The following is a 16,646-nucleotide window of genomic DNA, read 5'->3' as shown; positions in this document are numbered from 1 at the left end:
GCGTTTTTACTATCAAGCAATCCTTTACCAAAAAAGAAGACCATGACCAAAAACACTCCGTACATCCACACCGCACCGTACCCCGGCCCCATCCTGGCCGTGGTGCTGGACTGGGCCGGCACCGCCGTTGACCACGGCAGTCTGGGCCCCACCGCCGTCTTTGCCCGCTCCTTTGCCGAGCACGGCGTGGACGTTACCCTCGACGAGATCCGCCCGTTCATGGGGCTGGAAAAAATCGACCACGTGCGCGCCATGCTGAAGCTGGACAGCGTGGCCGCCAAATGGCGCGAAGCCGCCAAGACCGAACCGGACGAAAAAGCCGTCAATGCCGTGTACGCGCTGCTCGAACCCATGATGGTCGAGGCGGTCACCTCCCACGCCGAGCCCATCACCGGTGTGGTGGAGGCCATGGATGCGCTGCGCCGCCGCGGCGTGGCCATCGGCTCCTGCACTGGCTACACACTGCCCATGATGGAGGCGCTTGTTCCGGTGGCCGCGGCCCATGGCTATGCGCCGGATTACTGGACCTGCGCTTCGGAGGCGCCGGCTGGTCGTCCCTGGCCGTGGATGTGCTACCAGAACGCCATGGCCCTGGACGTCTACCCCATGGAAGCCATGGTCAAGGTGGGCGACACGGTGAGCGACATCCAGGAGGGCCGCAACGCCGGCATGTGGGCCGTGGGCGTGTGCCGCACGGGCAACGAGCTGGGCCTGAGCGAGGCCGAGGTTGCATCCCTGGACCCGGTTGAGCTGCGGCGGCGGATGCGCGAGGTGGCGGACCGCTTCTTTGCTGCCGGGGCGCACTTCGTGGTCGAGTCGGCCGCGGACCTGGAGATCGTCATCGACGACATCGAGGGCAGGATGCAGAAGGGCGTCACGCCACTCTTTGCCGGCCCCATCTCGCACAAGATCCTGGCCGGAGTGCGGTAGCAGGCCATGCGAAACAAGGCGGACCGGCCCGATACCGGGTTGCCCCCTGGCGAAGGGGACGTGAACCAGTCGCCCTATCGCGCGGCTTGGCAGGAGCGCCTGGGCCCGGACGCGCGGGCGCTCCTGGCCGAGGATGAGCGCTACTTCCTGCGCCAGTCCCTGTCCACGCCGTGCCTCAACGCCCTTGCCGGGGCCTCGGGCTCCCGCATCGCGGATATGGACGGCCGCGAGTATCTGGACTTCCACGGCAACAGCGTGCACCAGCTCGGCTTTGCCCATCCGGCCGTGGTCGCGGCGCTGCAACATCAGCTGGAGGAACTCTCCTTCAGCCCCAGGCGCTACGCCAACCGCGCGGCCGTGAATCTGGCCAAGGCATTGGTGGAGAGCGCACCGGAGCCGCTGGGCAAGGCGCTCTTCGCGCCGGGCGGCACACTGGCCGTGGGTATGGCGCTTAAGCTGGCACGGTACGCCACCGGCCGGTTCAAGACCGTCTCCTTCTGGGACTCCTTCCACGGGGCCTCGCTGGATGCGGTCTCCATAGGCGGGGAAGCGCTGTTCCGCCAGGGCGTGGGTCCGCTGCTGCCCGGTGCGGTCCACGTGCCGCCGCCGGAGCCGGGACGCTGCATCCACCCCAAGGAAACGGACTGCGGCCGCTGCGGTTTGGCCTGCGCTGAGCACCTCGAGTACGTCATGGCGCATGAGGGCGACGTGGCCGCAGTCATTGCCGAACCCATACGCTGCACCACGGCGTCGCCCCCGCCGCCGGGGTTCTGGCCGGCGGTGCGCGAGATATGCAACCGCCACGGCGCGCTGCTGATCTTCGACGAGACGGCGGTGTGCCTGGGCCGCACAGGCAGACTCTTTGCCTGCGAGCACTTCGGGGCCGATCCCGACATCCTGGTGCTGGGCAAGGGTCTGGGCGGCGGCGTGTTTCCCATGGCCGCCATGCTCGCCAGACCGGAGCTGGACGTGGCGCCGCAGGCAGCGCTGGGCCACTACACGCACGAGAAGTCGCCCATCGGCGCGGCCTGCGGACTGGCCGTGCTGGAGACTATTGAGCGCGAAGACCTCGTGACCCGGTCGGCGGAAAGCGGCGCGTATCTGCTCGAACGCTTGCAGGCCATGCGCAACGATCCTCGCCTGGACGCGGTCATTACGGACATCCGCGGTCTGGGCCTGACCCTTGCCGTGGAGCTGCGCCATCCCGACGGCAAGGAGGCTGCGCGCGATCTTGCGGACCGCGTCATGTACGCCTGCCTGGAGCGCGGCCTGTCTTTCAAGACCTCCCACGGCGTGGTGCTCACGCTTACGCCGCCGCTGAATATCGACACACAGGACCTGGACCTCGCGGCGGATATCGTCGCGGCGGGTCTGGCCCATGCCCTGGATCATCCCACAGCCTGACAAAGGAAACGAACCGAATGGACCTGAACCTGATGCCCGACAACCCCTACGTGTTGCTGACGCCCGGCCCGCTCTCCACAAGCAAGTCCGTGCGTGCGGCCATGTTCCGCGACTGGTGCACCTGGGACGCGGAGTACAACGACATCGTCCAGGCAGTGCGCAGCCGGCTGGTGGCCCTGGCCACGGATACGCCCGGCTACACCAGCGTGCTCATGCAGGGCAGCGGCACCTTTTCCGTGGAGTCGTGCATCACCACTGCCGTGCCGGATGACGGCCATTTGCTGGTGCTGGCCAACGGCCACTACGGTGAGCGCATGGCCCGGATCGCCGAGCGCGCCGGCATTCAGGCCACCATGCTGGACTTCGGCGAGACAGACGCCGTGGAGCCGGGCGTGGTGCGGGAGGAGCTGGCAAACGATCCCACCATCAGCCACGTGGCCGTGGTCCACTGCGAGACCACCACCGGTATGCTCAACCCGGTGGAGGCCATCGGCAGCGTGGTCAAGGAGGCTGGCCGCATCTACATCGTGGACGCCATGTCGAGCTTTGGCGGCATCCCCATGGATATGGCCGGCATCGGCGCGGACTTCCTGGTATCCAGCGCGAACAAGTGCATTCAGGGCGTGCCTGGCTTCGGCTTCATCCTGGCCAGGCGTTCGGAGATGGAAACGCTGGAGGGCAGGGCGCGGTCGCTCTCCCTGGACGCCTATGAGCAGTGGAAGGTGATGGAGGACAAGGGCGGCAAGTGGCGGTTCACCTCGCCTACGCACGTGGTGCGCGCCTTTGCCCAGGCCCTGGACGAGCTTCAGGCCGAGGGAGGCGTGGCCGCGCGGCACGCCCGGTACAGCGAGAACCAGCGCCTGCTGGTGCAGGGCTTGCGCGAGCTGGGCTTCCGCACGCTGCTGCCGGACGTTCTGCAATCGCCCATCATCACGTCATTTCTCTATCCGGAGACAGGCGCTTTCGAGTTCGGCGAGTTCTACAGCCGCCTCAAGGCGATGGGCTACGTCATCTACCCCGGCAAGGTCACTGGCGCGGCCACATTCCGCATCGGCACCATCGGCGAATTCGGGCCGCAGGATGTGCCGGGTCTGCTGAAGGCCGTAGCGCAGGCTCTGGACGAGATGCAGGGCGAGCAGACAGTCGGAAGCTGATCGCCACAGGATTTGAAAGAAAGCGGCAGGCTCCGGAGGGTCGGAGCCTGCCGCTGTACTTCCTAGTTCGCCGATTTTTCGTAGTGCAGGGGGCCGTCCGGGTAGTCCACCTTCTTGAGCCACCACGCCGGGTAGAACACCGGCTCGCCCAGGTCGCCCTTGGTGTTTACGTAGCCGTCGTTGTACTTGATGTAGAGGTCGTGGGAGAGCTCCCACCACGCGGCGAGCACCTTGGCGGCGTTCTTGTCCGAGTACTCGGTGAGCAGCGCTTGGGCCTCGTGCTCCTTGCCGTCGTTCCACAGCGCCGCGGCTTTTGCCTCCAGCTCCTTCTGCCCTCCCAGGGCGGCGGCCTCGAACGTATCGCGCAGGGCGTGGATATCCTTGATCATGTAGGAGTACTTGAGCATGGCGTAGTTGGCCACGTAGTTGAACGCGGTCCACATGCTCTTCTCGTTGTAGACCAGGGCGTCGGCCGTCTGCACGCTTTCCGGCAGGTTCAGCGCGCCGGCGTAGAAGGGCATGAGCACGGCCGTGGCCGGGCGGTCCGGCGCAAACCAGATTACCGTGCCGATGCCGGCCGGCATGGTGCCGCGGCACTGGGTCACGTAGGAGTACACACAGCGGTAAATGTTCAGCGGCCGCTCAAAGGCGCCCTTGACCGAAGAGAGGCTGCCGTCGGACACGGCCTCGCCATGGCCCTCGAAGCGGTTGGGATTGCCGAAGGGGCCGGCGGCCAGACCCTTGGTCAGGTCGAACTCCGTGCCCTCGTAGTTGTCGCGGTGGATGGCCGCGATGTCCTCCACGTCCAGCTTCTGGTCGGGTGTGATGGCAAAGGGGTAGGCGGTGGTGAATGGGCCGTCCACCCAGGCGGGCAGCTTCAGCGAAGGGGCAACCAGAGACTGCGCCCGCCAGACCCGGCGCAGGGAGTAGTAGGGGTGGTGGAACTCGCCGCCGCTGTATGTCTTTGCCCAGTCCAGGGCGCCGTCCGCCGGCTTCCACCAGCCTTTCTTCCGGGCGATGTCGAAGACGTTCTTGGAGTAGAGCATGTCCGGCGCGTCCTTGCGAATCTTGCGGATGCGGAACTCGTTGGCCGCCACGAAAAAGCCGTCATCCGGCACACGCTGGGCAACCCAGACGCCGCCGGCGCCCTCCATGTCGTAGCCACACATCTCGAAGACCCAGCCCTCGTCTTTGTCCGCCACCAGCAGGGTCTCGCCCGTGCCGTAGTAGCCGTACTGCTCGATGAGCTGGCCCATGAGCTCCACGGCCTCGCGCGCCGTGGTGCAGCGCTCCAGGGCCACGCGGGAGAGCTCGGCCGAGTAGAAGATGCGTTTGTCCGGATCAGGCTGGGGATGGACCTTGGCCTTGTCCGTGCACTCGCCTATGGCCAGGCCGTGCTCGTTGACCAGGCCGTAGTTGGCGTCGAAGTAGCCGTAGGTGTGAGCCACCTGGGGGATGTAGCCCAGGGGAACGCTCTGTGCGAGCTTCGGATTGGTGTAGCCGGGGCCGCGGGTGTCCGTGACCAGCCGCTGGGTCTCGGTGCCGCCCCACTCCGGCTTGAAGCCCAGGGCGTCGTGGGAGTAGAAGACCGCCCGCTTGGAGCCGGGTTTGTGATCCATGGGCGGCACATAGACCATGCGCGCGTCGGAGAGCCCGTCGTCCGAGTGGGAGACCAGCACCGAGCCGTCGGCAGAGGCGTCCTTGCCGGTGATGGTGGTGGTGCAGGCCAGGGCCGAAGGCGCTGCGAGCAGGAAAACGAGAAGAAAAGAGACAAGGTGTTTCACGGGAGTCCTTCTGGTTGGGGGTTGACTCCAGAAAGGAGGATCGATGCGCCGGTCCATACGGTCCGTTAAGCGTTGGCGCCCTGCGCAAGGGCGGCTACGGCGGCACGGTAAACGTTGCGCCGGGCCACGGCAAGGGAGCGCGGCCCGGATGCAAAGATAGGCTCAGACCTGGGGAAGGGGAGGAAGGCGGCCGGAGAACGGCCGCGACGAGTATCAGGGCTCGGACTGGCCCGCGTCCAGCTTGCCGTCCATGGAAAGCAGCACGGCGATGGGCCTGGTGGTCTCAAACTGCGCGAACACGATCATCAGCGACACGGTTATGGGGATGCAGAGCACTGCGCCCGTGATCCCCCAGATCCAGCCCCACACGGCCAGGGAGACGAGAATGAGGAACGGGCTGAGGTTCATGGAGCGGCCCATGAGCTTGGGTTGCAGGTAGTTGTTGAACACGATCTGCATGGTTCCCAGGGAGATGACCACCACGAAGAACGGAGAGTAGGAATCGAACTGCAAAAGCGCCATGAGCGACGGCACCACAATGCCGAAGGCCGTGCCCAGGGTTGGGATGAAGCTGAACAGCGCCACAACCACCGAGAGCAGCACGGCGAAGTCCATGCCCAGCCACCAGAGCACGACAAAGGTGAACAGGCCGGTGATCACGGCCAGAAAGGCCATCACGCCGATGTAGGTCCGTATCTCCTTGTTGATCTTGCGGAAGACGATGTCCACCGAGGCTGCCCGCTCCTCAGAGCCCACGATCAGCGCGACCTTGTCGTGGAAGTAGCGCTGCTGCATGAGCAGGAAGATGACGTAGAAGAAGACCATGAGCAGGGTGAAGACGATGCCCGCCGTTCTGGAGGCTATGAACGAGGCGACGGAGCTGAGGTCCAGGCGGTCGAGGAGCTGGGAGATGTTCAGGGTCTTTTCCAGGTGGAGCTGTGTGGAAATACCCACCAGCAGGGCGTCCAGCTTTTGCTCATAGGTCGGGTAGAGCGCCTCGGCCGCGCCGATGCTCTGCATGGTGAGCTGGAACAGGCCCAGCCCCACCAGGAAGACGGTGCAGATGGAGAGCAGCAGACCCAGCTTCTTGCTGTGGCGGAAGATGGGAAAGGGGACCCGGGTGTAGGCGTGGGCCATGGCGTTGATCAGGTACCAGACCATCACGGCCAGCACGATGGGCATGAAGATGGCGCGCCAGTAGGTGAGGATGAAGACGCAGGCGATGGGGATGAAAAGCGCGCAGGCAAAGATGACGACGCCATGAGTGCTGGTGCGTTGGGATTGTTGCATGGGCGTCTCCGCTCTTGTGTTGTGGATGGTCGGTTCCCGCGTCCTGGCCTGGCCGGAAGACGCCGCAAACCCGGCCGTGGTCCGCGCTGCGCGTTCCTTAATTATAATACGATGTTCCAAACGGCCTTGCAATACACACATACAGAGCGATTCGGGAAAGGAATCAGCATCCTGGTAGCCGCTGCCGGACCGGCGTCGGCCAGGAAAAACTTTTGTGAAAGAGGAACGCTTTTGCGTTGACTATCTAGACAATAGATAACCGTCGCTGTATAGAATGCGTCAACCATTCTTAGCATTATCCCGGTGTCTTATCACATTGGTACAGGAAGTGGCCTTCCTACGCTGGAGGGGTGGGCATGGTAACGTTGAACAGCCTCGCGTATCACTTCTCGAATAACAACAGGCACAAGAAATGGCGCTTCTTTATCGGTGAATTTGTCCCTGGGCCTGAGGATCTGGCTCTGGACGTGGGCTTTTCCGAGCGCGAGTTCTCTTCCACCACGAACTACATCGAGAAGCACTACCCTTTTCCGAACCGGCTCAGCGCTTTGGGCGTCGAAGAGCCGAAAGCCATCATCGAGCGGTATCCGGATGTGTCCTTCAGCCGCTATGACGGAGCGATTTTTCCCTTCGCAGATCAGACATTCGACCTCCTGTGGTCCAACGCCGTCATCGAGCATGTTGGCGATTACTCTCGCCAAGTCGCCTTTCTCAAGGAAATACGGCGCGTCGCCAAACGTTTTTTCATTACCACGCCGAACCTCTACTTTCCTGTGGAGGTGCACACGCGCACGCCATTCCTGCACTATCTGGGCAAGGAGCGCTTCGACTGGTATCTGCGGCGGCGGGGACAGGGCTGGGCGACAGACAATTACATGCACCTGTTGAGCCGAAAACAGATCGCGCGGCTCTGCATCGACGCGGGCGTGACCAATTGCGTCATTCGGCCCAACCGGTTGTTCGGCTTCATTCTGGAGTACTGGATATACACACCGCGCGACAACGCTTTGTGCCATTGAGGCCGCGCAGACAAAAAAAGGGCGCCGATCGATTCGGCGCCCTTTTTGCGTTGGCAGGATTACGGCTTCTTCTCTTCTTTCTTATCCGAATGGCCGTCCAGCTTCTCCAGGTAGGTGTCCTCGCTCCGGTCGAGGAACGAGCTCGCCTTCTGGATGATCACGAAGAAGACCGGGACGAAGAAGATGGCCAGGAATGTGGCGGCGAGCATGCCGCCGATGACGCCCGTGCCGATGGAGTGGCGGGCCGCAGCACCGGCGCCGGTGGAGATGGCCAGAGGCACAACGCCCAGGATGAAGGCCAGCGACGTCATGATGATGGGCCGGAAGCGCATGCGCGCTGCATACAGGGCCGAGTCCACGATGGACATGCCGTCTCGGTGCGCGGCCACGCAGAACTCCACGATGAGGATGGCGTTCTTGGCCGACAGACCCACAAGGGTCAACAAGCCGATCTGGAAGTAGATGTCCTGCGCCAGATCGCGCATGAACACGGCCACCAGTGCGCCGAGAATGGCGATGGGCAGGACGCCGAGCACTGCGACGGGCAGGCTCCACTTCTCGTACTGGGCGGCCAGCACCAGGAACACGACCACGATGCCGAACGCCAGGACCATGGGCGCCTGGTTGCCGGCCTTGATCTCCTGGTAGGATGCGCCGCTCCACTCGAAGCCATAGCCTTGCGGCAGGACCTCGGACGCGATCTTGGTGACCTCATCCATGGCTGCGCCACTGCTGATGCCCGGCGCAGGAGCGCCGGTGATCTGGACAGAGGGGAAGCCGTTGAAGTGCGAGACCGCGTTCGCTCCGGCGCGGTAGCTGAGGTCGGTCACGCCGGACAGCGGCACCATGTCGCCCTTGTCGTTGCGCACGAATATCCGGCCGATGTCCGAGGGGCTGTCGCGGAACTCGGACTCGGCCTGGAGCTGCACGCGCCAGATGCGGCCGAACTTGTTGAAGTCGTTGACGTAAAGTGAGCTCAGGTAGGCCTGCATGGCTTCGAACACGTCGGCCACCTGCACGCCCATCATCTTGGTTTTCTCGCGGTTCAGGTCCACGTAGAGCTGCGGCTGGGTGACTCGCAGGGTGCCGCGCACCTCGCTCAGCATCTGGTCCTGGTTGGTTGCTGCAACGAACTTGCTGGCCACGTCGGCCAGCTCCTCGGTGGTTCCCCCACCGCGGGCCTGCAGTTCGAGCTGGAATCCGGCGCGGGTGCCCAGGCCGTGAATCGCGGGCGGCGTAACCGCCAGAACCCGGCCTTTGCCATTGCCCATGAAGTGCATGATGGCCTGTCTGGCCACGGACGCTGCGGAGAGGTTCGGATCGAGCCGCTCGTCAAAGGGCTTGAGGCTGATGAACATGGTTGCAGCGCTGGTGCTGGTGATGCCACCGCTCAGGAAGTCCAGGCCGCCGAGCAGGATGGTCTGCTCCACGGCCGGGTTGCTCAGGAAGAACTCCTCGGCCTCACGCGTCAGCTCGTCCGTGCGGTCCAGTGAAGCGCCGTCCGGGAGCATGACGAAGTTGAGCACGAAGCCCTGGTCTTCCGAAGGCAGAAAGCCCGTGGGCACGGTCTTCTGGAGGGTGTACGCGCCCCAGCAGAGCACGCCGAATATGGCCATTGTGACCGGAGCCCAGCGTATGGCCCGGCGGACGCCTCCGGTGTAGCCCGAGGTCATGTTCTCGACCAGCGAGTTGAACCAGCGGAACAGGATGAACGGCCTGCCGTGGGAAGGGCGCAGAATCAGCCGGCACAGGGCCGGGCTCAGGGTGAGCGCCACCAGGCCGGAGATGGCCACGGACACGGCGATGGTCACGGCGAACTGCTTGTAGAGCTGTCCGGTGAGACCGCCCAGGAAGGCCACGGGAACGAAGACCGCAGAGAGCACGAGCACGATGGCCACGAGTGCGCCGGTCACCTGCTCCATGGCTTTGATCGTGGCGTCCCGCGGGCCGAGCCCTTCCTGCTCCATGATGCGTTCCACGTTCTCCACCACCACGATGGCGTCATCCACCACGATGCCGATAGCCAGCACCAGACCGAACATGGTCAGGGTGTTGATGGTGAAGCCCAGGGCGAGCATGCCGCCGAAGGTTCCCACGATGGCCACGGGTACGGCCAGGAGCGGAATGAGCGTGGCTCGCCAGGATTGCAGGAAGAGGAAGACCACCACGAGAACCAGGATAACGGCCTCGATCAGTGTGTGTACGACCTCCTCCATGGAGGCCTGGATGAAGTCGGTGGTGTCGTGGGGCACGCTGTAGGACACGCCGGGCGGGAAGCTCTTGGCCGCGTGGTCCATGGCCTCGCGCACGCCGTTCATGGTGTCCAGGGCGTTGGCGCCCACCTGGAGGTACACGGGGATGAGCGTGGTGGGCTTGCCGTTCACACGACCGAAGAAGTCGTAGCTTTTCGCGCCCATCTCGACAGTGGCCACGTCCTTGAGCAGCAGCCTGGAGCCGTCCGGGTTGGCGCGCAGGATGATGTTCTCATATTGGGACGCCTCCTGGAGCCGGCCCTGTGTGAGCACCGGCACGGTCAGTTCGAGACGGTCGCCGGAAGGACGCTGGCCGATGGTACCGGCCGGAAACACCGCGTTCTGCTCACGAATGGCGGCGGCCACCTCGGATACGGTCAGACCCCTCGATGCCAACTGGTCCGGGTCGACCCAGATGCGCATGGAGTAGTCTTTGGTACCGAACACGCTCGCATCACCCACGCCGGGCACGCGTTTGATCATGTCCAGAAGGTTGATCGTGGCGTAGTTGCTCAGGAAGATGTCGTCGTAACGGCCATCGGACTCCAGGGCCAGCACGCCGAGCATACTCGTGGACGACTTGGTCACGGTGATGCCCTGGCGCACGACCTCGGCGGGCAACTGCGGTTCGGCGATGGAGAGCCGGTTCTGCACCTCCACGGCCGCCATGTCCTGGTCCGTGCCGATCTCGAAGGTGGCCACGATGTTCACGGCGCCGTTGTTGGAGCAGAGCGCGCTGAAGTAGAGCAGGTTCTTGACGCCGCTGAGCTGCTGCTCAATGGGCGAAGCTACCGACTCGGCTGCCGTCTGGGCGTCCGCGCCGGGGTAGGTTGCGTCAATCTGGACGGTAGGCGGCGTGATTTCGGGATACTCGGCGATGGGCAGCGCGAAAATGGAAACGATGCCCGCGAGCAGGATGAGGATGGACAGCACGCAAGAGAAGACCGGACGGTCGATGAAAAAGCGCGAAAACATGGCTACTGCTCGCTCTTCGGCTGTGATCCGTCGGCCTGGGCGGCCGGCTCGTCCGGGGCTTGCGACACGGTCATGCCGGGCCGGAGGTGCATGATCTGGTCGACGATGACCTTGTCGCCGGGGTGCAACCCGGACTCGACAATCCACATGTCATCCTGCCAGGGGCCCAGAGTAATCGGCCGTATCTCGGCCTTCATGGAGTCGTTGGCCACGTAGACCATGGCTCCCGTAGGATTCTGGATCACGGCGCCCTTGGGAACCTTGAGCGCATTCAGGCGCTCCACGCCTTCCACATTCACATGCACGAACTGGCCGGGCATGAGCTCGCCGTCGGGGTTGGGAAACGTACCGCGCACCACGGCGGAGCCGGTGTTCGTATCGATCTGCGGCGCCGTGTAGGAGATGGCGCCGGTATGGGCGTACTTGGTGCCGTCGGCCAGGGTGATCTCAAGGCGCATGTCCTGGATGCCGGGCTGGTTGGTCTCGCCGCTCTGGGCCATGCGCTTGGCCTGCAGCATGTCCTGCTCGCTCACGGTGTAGCGCACATAGATAGGATCGATCTTCTCCACCACGGCCAGCAGGCCGCCGCTCGTGTTGTCCACGTAGCTGCCCACATCCTTCTGGGCCATGCCGATGAGACCGTCGATGGGGGATTCGACCTTGGTGTAGCTCAGGTCGAGCTCGGTCTGCACGATACGGGCCTTTTCCAGCTCGATGTTGGCCAGGGCCACGCTCTGATCAGTCTGCAGCTCGTTCAGCTCGTCCTCGGTCGCGGAGCCGCTTTGCCGCAGCGCTGTGTAGCGCTTGAGCTGCTGATTGATGCGTTCAAGCTGGGCCTGGGCGCTGGCAAGCTGCGCCTTGGTCATGTCCAGGGCGGCCTGGAAGGATCGGGGATCGATGCTGAACAGAAGCTGTCCCGCCTTGACATGGCCGCCTTCGGTGAAGTGTTTGCTTTCGAGGAAGCCGTTGACCCGCGCGCGGATCTCCACGGTCTGCGACGACTCGGTCTGTCCTAGAAAGACCTGCTTCAGAGGCACGGTCTTGGGCTGCATGGTCAGGATATGCACGGGCACGGCCTGTTGCTGCGCGCTGGATTGCACGGCCTGGGGACCGTGATCCGCTTTGTTCCAGTACAGAATGCCGCCGACCACCGTGGCCGCAAGTATGAGGAGCACGATGGCGCGCCAGATGAAACGCGCCGTCATGCCGGGCTTCTGGTTGTGTGCTGTTGTTTCTTCCATGATCGTTCCTTGTCGTTCCGCCCCCGAAAAGCATGCGGACGGGGTCTCCACCGGCAAACAAGCCGGGAACAGGTCCGCCATGCCTCCATGGCGATCAATATGTGCGAAGGGAGGCTAATCGCCTAGCGTTGCTGCCACGTCGTCATTTGGACTGCTGGAAGACGTAAGCAGGCCGTGCATGATGAGATTTTTGATGTCTGCGGCCTGTTGTTCCATGCTCGAAACGCGTCCGGTGAAGTAGTTGGTGAAGATGGTGCCGTACAAAGTGTTGCCGATGATATCCAGGGTGTTGTCTATTGGAATCTCGCGGAACACGCCTGCCTCGATGAGCGACCGGAACAGAGCCCTGGCCTGGTCGCGATGCGCCGAGCGGTACTTCCGGTAGGCGGGGGTGCGCCGATCCCTCAACACGGAGCGTTCCTGGACGAGGATTTCCACAAACTCCGGGTGTTCGTCGAAGTACCCAAGGAAAGAGCGGACGCTGTCGCTGATGCGATCGAGGGGGTCCTCGGCGCGGGAAGACGAGGTCGCATCGAGCAGTCCGATCATCACGTAGTCCACAGTCTCCTGAAACAGGGTCAGCTTGCTGTTGAAGTAGTTGTAGACCGTGCCCTTGGCGCAGCCGGCGGCGTCGGCAATGGCTCCCACGTCGGTCCTGGAGTATCCGTGGCGCGCAAAGAGCAGCACGGCGTGGTGCAGGATCTCGTTCTTCCGGCGCTGCTCCAGGGTCGGATCGCAGGGGCGGCCGGGCCGCGCGCAGTTCTTCTGACAATCGCTCATACATTTATTCCAATTAATTGACTGACAAGTCAGTCAGTGTATGGGGGGGTCTTATCGCTCTTGTGAACTTCCGTCAACTTTCATTTGTGTGCCACCGGGAAAATCATGGCCGCAGGCAGATTTCGGGAATATTCCTAAGACAATGGGACTGACAATCGTTCCGAGGGCGCAGGCCGGCGCGGCGCAGAAGCGAATATCCACAGGCGTGTGATAAAGAGGGCTGTTTGCCCCGCCTGTCCAGAGTCTCACGGAGATTTCAAGACGCGTACTTTTCCAGATGCCGCCTTGCATATGACACCGACAACGCGCTAGTGTGTCTCATTATTGATAGCTCTTATATACCGTATTCCCATCCGCCAGGAGGATTCCATGGACCGTTATGAGAACTACTACCGTTCCGTCGTGCTCGCCGTGAAGGCAATCAACTCGACCCTCGAGCCGACGGAAGTGATCGCCGCCATCGTAGAGCAAACCGTGAAGTGCATGGGCGTCCGGGGCAGCACCCTGCGCCTGCTGGACCGCAGCGGCAAGTACCTCAAGGCCTCTGCTTCCTATGGTCTTTCCCGCGACTATCTTCGCAAGGGACCCGTGGAGGTGGAAAAGAGCGGTGTGGACCGTCTAGCCCTGCAGGGCGAGGTGGTCGAGATCGAGGACGTGTGCTGCGATTCGCGCTTCCAGTACCCGGAGGCCGCCAAGGACGAGGGCATAGTCTCCATGCTGGTGGCGCCCCTGAGCACCGACCAGCGCGTGATAGGCATCATGCGCGTCTACACCGGAGAAAAGTACACATTTGACGAGGCCGAGAAGGAGTTTCTCAACGCCATCTCGGACATCAGCGCCCTGGCCATCGAGAACGCGCGTCTCCATCAGGCCCTGAAAACCGACTACGAGATGCTTTCGGCTTTCGAAAACCGCATCTTCGAAGACTAACCCCACGACGATTTCGAGGAGATTTCTATGGATACGCTCAGAGTCGGCATCAACGGCTTCGGCCGTATCGGCCGCCAAGTGCTCAAGGCCATGCGCGAACATTGGGAGAATGATCTCCAGGTGGTTGCGGTGAACGATCTGTACGATACCGCCACCAACGCCCACCTGCTGGAGTTCGACACCAACTATGGACATACGCCTTTCGAGGTGAGCGCCACCGAGGATACCATCTCCTTCGGCGGCTGGGACATTCGCTGCTTCGCCCTGCGCGACCCCCGGGAGATTCCCTGGGACGATCTCGGCGTGGATGTGGTGATCGAGTCCACGGGCATCTTCCGCACCGGCCCCAAGGCCATGGCCCACGTCAAGGCGGGCGCCAAGAAGGTCATCATCTCGGCCCCGGCCAAGGAAGAGGACGTCACCGTGGTGCTCGGCGTCAACGAGGACCAGTACGACCCCAAGAACCACGTGATCATTTCCAACGCCTCGTGCACCACCAACTGCCTGGCCCCGGCGGCCAAGGTGATCCACGAGAGCTTCGGCATCGAGCGCGGCGCCATGTGCACCGTGCACTCCTACACCAACGACCAGCGCATCCTGGACCTGCCGCACAAGGACCTGCGCCGGGCCCGCGCCGCCGGGCAGAACATCATCCCCACCACCACGGGCGCGGCCAAGGCCGTGGCTCTGGTGCTGCCGGAGCTCAAAGGCAAGTTGGAAGGCTACGCCCTGCGCGTGCCCACGCCTACCGTCTCCATCGTGGACTTCTCTTGCGTGCTGGAAAAGGCCACGGACACCGAAGGGTTCAAGGATGCGCTCAAGCAGGCGTCCGAAGGTCCGCTCAAGGGCATCCTGGGCTACTCCGAACGCCCGCTCGTCTCCATGGACTTCAAGGGCGACCCGCGCTCGTCGATTGTGGAGGCCGAGTATTGCAAAGTGCAGGACGGCAACTTCGCCAAGCTCGTCACCTGGTACGACAACGAATGGGGCTACTCGTGCCGCGTTGCCGACCTGGCCAAGCTCATCAAGGATCGTTGGGTGTAGTGCGTCTTTCCGCTTTGCCGACCCAAACGTGACCTGAGGGTAATGAGAAAGGGCCGGGAGATTCTCCCGGCCCTTTTTGCGTGTATGGATACGGCCGAAGCCTGTCGCTAGGATTCGCTCTCGTCCCCGGCGTCCTCCGGGTCGTTCTCTTCAGCAACTTCGGGAACGGCCGGCTGCTGCGGCGGTTCGGCCTTCTGCTCGCCCATGAACAGCCCGGGCAGCTTGATGCCGCCGAGCTCGGCGATCTCGTGGGCAAAGGGCAGGGCCTGGGCGAATCCCTGCACAAAGTTGGAGACGCCATCGCCGGAGCCGCCGTCCATGACCAGGACCTTGTCGATCTGTAGGTTCTGCAGCGCCTCGGTTTGCATTTTGAAGAGCTCCGGCATCTTGTCCGCCATCATCAGCATAAAGGCCTTGCCTGCGTCGCCGCCGGCCGCGGCCACGATCTTGCCCAGACCCTCGGCCTGCGCGCCGAGCAGCGCTTCCAGGCCCTTGGCCTCGTTCTCCATGCGTGCGCGCATCTCCAGGCCTTCACCTTCGCCGCGGCGTTGGGCTGCTTCCTTTTCCGCCTCGGCCTGAATGACCCGCTGCGACTTCTGCGCTTCGGCCTCGATGATGAGCTGCTGCTTGGCCGCCTCGGCGTCCGGCACGGTGTCGGCCAGCTTGGCCGCAATTTCGCGATCCTTGCGCGCCAGCTCCGTGAGCTTCTCGGACTCCAGGGCTTCCTTGGCAGCCTCGGCCATGCGGATGCGCTCGGCCTTGGCCGCATTGGCGTCCACCTCGGCCTTCTTGATGCGCAAGTCGCTGTCCGCCGCAGCCTCGATCTGCAACGCATCGCGCTCACCCTTCACGGCGAGTGCCGCCGCCGAGGCCTGGCGCACGCGCAGGGCGCTTTCGGCATCCGCCTCGATGGCTTTGGCCTCACGCTCGCCCTTTACGGCTTCTGCCTCTGCCTGGGCCGTGGCTGTCCTCGTATCGCGATGCGCCTCCGCCACCAGGATATCGCGCTCCTTCACGGCCTTGGCCTCGCCCACGGAGCCGTTCCGCTCCTGCTCGGCCACCTCGATCTTGGCCTTGTTGGTGGCCTCTGCCGCGGCGCGTTTGCCCAGTGCGGCCAGGTAGTTGCTCTCGTCTGTGACGTCCTTGATGTTCACGTTGATCAGCCGCAGGCCGATCTTTCCCAGCTCGTCCTCCACGTTGTCCATCACCGTCTGCTGGAACTTCTCGCGGTCGGCGTTGATCTCCTCGATCTTCATGGTCGCGATGGTGGCGCGGAACTGGCCGAAGATGATGTCCGAGGCGGTCTGCTCCACCTCGGCCATGGACAGGCCCAGCAGGCGCTCGGCCGCGTTGTTCATGATCTCGGGGGAGGAGGATATGCCCACGGTGAAGGTGGACGGCGCGTTGACCCGGATGTTCTCCTTGGACAGCGCGCTCTTCAGATCGATGTCTATGGTCAGCGGCGTCAGGTCCAGGAACTGGTAGTCCTGGAGCACCGGAATGACGAAGGTGGCGCCGCCGTGCACGCACTTGGCGCTGCGTGCCTGGCCGCCGGCAATGCGGCCCACCCGGCCGAAGACCACGAGGATCTTGTCCGGCGGGCAGCGTTTGTAGAACTTGATGAGCGTGATGAAGGACAGAAATCCGATGACCACAAGCAGCGCGACAAAGAGCGAGAGCTGTACGAATACCGATCCGAATTCCATGAAGAGCTCCTGGGAGAAGGGGTGCAGTGTCGGTGCGGATGTACTTTCATTGGGATGCGGCGTTCAAAGGGTCGAGGTGCGGCGCTCCTTGGACAATGGTCCGGCAGGCGGGCGTGGTCCGCACCGCCGAAAGATAT

12 protein-coding genes are annotated in these 16,646 nt (G+C 63.4%); 6 read left to right on the top strand and 6 right to left on the bottom strand.

The features are described from left to right. Nucleotides 1–42: 42 nt before the first annotated feature. Genes phnX through E8L03_RS11840 form a run of 3 tightly spaced genes read left to right on the top strand, consistent with a single transcriptional unit; the run spans nt 43 to nt 3,488 of the window. The gene (phnX, locus tag E8L03_RS11850; RefSeq protein WP_171267473.1) at nt 43–930 is read left to right on the top strand and encodes a phosphonoacetaldehyde hydrolase; all 888 of its coding nucleotides are present in this window, start codon (nt 43–45) and stop codon (nt 928–930) included. A gap of 6 nt (nt 931–936) precedes the next feature. Beyond that, entirely contained in the window at nt 937–2,334 is a 1,398-nt protein-coding gene (gene pbfA / locus E8L03_RS11845) for a (R)-1-hydroxy-2-aminoethylphosphonate ammonia-lyase (protein WP_171267472.1), read from the top strand. Nucleotides 2,335–2,351: 17 nt separating this feature from the next. Next, on the top strand, nt 2,352–3,488 hold the full coding sequence (locus E8L03_RS11840) for a 2-aminoethylphosphonate--pyruvate transaminase (protein ID WP_171267471.1): 1,137 nt from the start codon (nt 2,352–2,354) through the stop codon (nt 3,486–3,488). A 62-nt stretch (nt 3,489–3,550) separates the two neighbouring features. Here E8L03_RS11840 and E8L03_RS11835 read toward each other — a convergent pair whose 3' ends face one another. Next, nucleotides 3,551–5,272: a dipeptidase gene (locus tag E8L03_RS11835; RefSeq protein ID WP_171267470.1), complete on the bottom strand. Its 1,722-nt coding sequence runs from the start codon at nt 5,270–5,272 to the stop codon at nt 3,551–3,553. Between the two features lie 213 nt (nt 5,273–5,485). Continuing rightward, nucleotides 5,486–6,562, bottom strand: a complete 1,077-nt coding sequence (locus E8L03_RS11830; RefSeq protein ID WP_167512459.1) for an AI-2E family transporter — start codon at nt 6,560–6,562, stop codon at nt 5,486–5,488. Between the two features lie 356 nt (nt 6,563–6,918). Between E8L03_RS11830 and E8L03_RS11825 the strand changes: the two genes are divergently transcribed. After that, nucleotides 6,919–7,581, top strand: a complete 663-nt coding sequence (locus E8L03_RS11825) for a class I SAM-dependent methyltransferase (protein ID WP_144305448.1) — start codon at nt 6,919–6,921, stop codon at nt 7,579–7,581. 59 nt (nt 7,582–7,640) lie between these two features. Here E8L03_RS11825 and E8L03_RS11820 read toward each other — a convergent pair whose 3' ends face one another. The 3 genes from E8L03_RS11820 to E8L03_RS11810 all read right to left on the bottom strand — a co-directional run bounded on the left by E8L03_RS11820 (nt 7,641) and on the right by E8L03_RS11810 (nt 12,829). Further along, nucleotides 7,641–10,808, bottom strand: coding sequence for a multidrug efflux RND transporter permease subunit (locus E8L03_RS11820; RefSeq protein ID WP_171267469.1), 3,168 nt, complete (start codon nt 10,806–10,808; stop codon nt 7,641–7,643). 2 nt (nt 10,809–10,810) lie between these two features. Continuing rightward, a complete protein-coding gene (locus E8L03_RS11815; RefSeq protein ID WP_171267468.1) occupies nt 10,811–12,049 on the bottom strand; it encodes an efflux RND transporter periplasmic adaptor subunit in 1,239 nt (412 codons plus the stop codon). Between the two features lie 114 nt (nt 12,050–12,163). Continuing rightward, the gene (locus E8L03_RS11810; RefSeq protein WP_171267467.1) at nt 12,164–12,829 is read right to left on the bottom strand and encodes a TetR/AcrR family transcriptional regulator; all 666 of its coding nucleotides are present in this window, start codon (nt 12,827–12,829) and stop codon (nt 12,164–12,166) included. Nucleotides 12,830–13,198: 369 nt separating this feature from the next. Here E8L03_RS11810 and E8L03_RS11805 point away from each other — a divergent pair, with 369 nt between their 5' ends. Continuing rightward, nucleotides 13,199–13,759, top strand: coding sequence for a GAF domain-containing protein (locus E8L03_RS11805; RefSeq protein ID WP_144305444.1), 561 nt, complete (start codon nt 13,199–13,201; stop codon nt 13,757–13,759). Between the two features lie 27 nt (nt 13,760–13,786). Then, entirely contained in the window at nt 13,787–14,803 is a 1,017-nt protein-coding gene (gene gap / locus E8L03_RS11800) for a type I glyceraldehyde-3-phosphate dehydrogenase (protein WP_144305443.1), read from the top strand. A 107-nt stretch (nt 14,804–14,910) separates the two neighbouring features. On the opposite strand, the gene E8L03_RS11795 is transcribed toward gap, so the two are convergent. Further along, complete coding sequence (locus E8L03_RS11795) at nt 14,911–16,509, bottom strand: flotillin family protein (protein ID WP_171267466.1); 1,599 nt, start codon at nt 16,507–16,509, stop codon at nt 14,911–14,913. Nucleotides 16,510–16,646 lie beyond the last annotated feature (137 nt).

Origin of the sequence: Oceanidesulfovibrio marinus (assembly GCF_013085545.1) — a bacterium.
Lineage (GTDB): Bacteria > Desulfobacterota > Desulfovibrionia > Desulfovibrionales > Desulfovibrionaceae > Oceanidesulfovibrio > Oceanidesulfovibrio marinus.
This window is presented reverse-complemented; position numbering and strand designations above follow the sequence as displayed.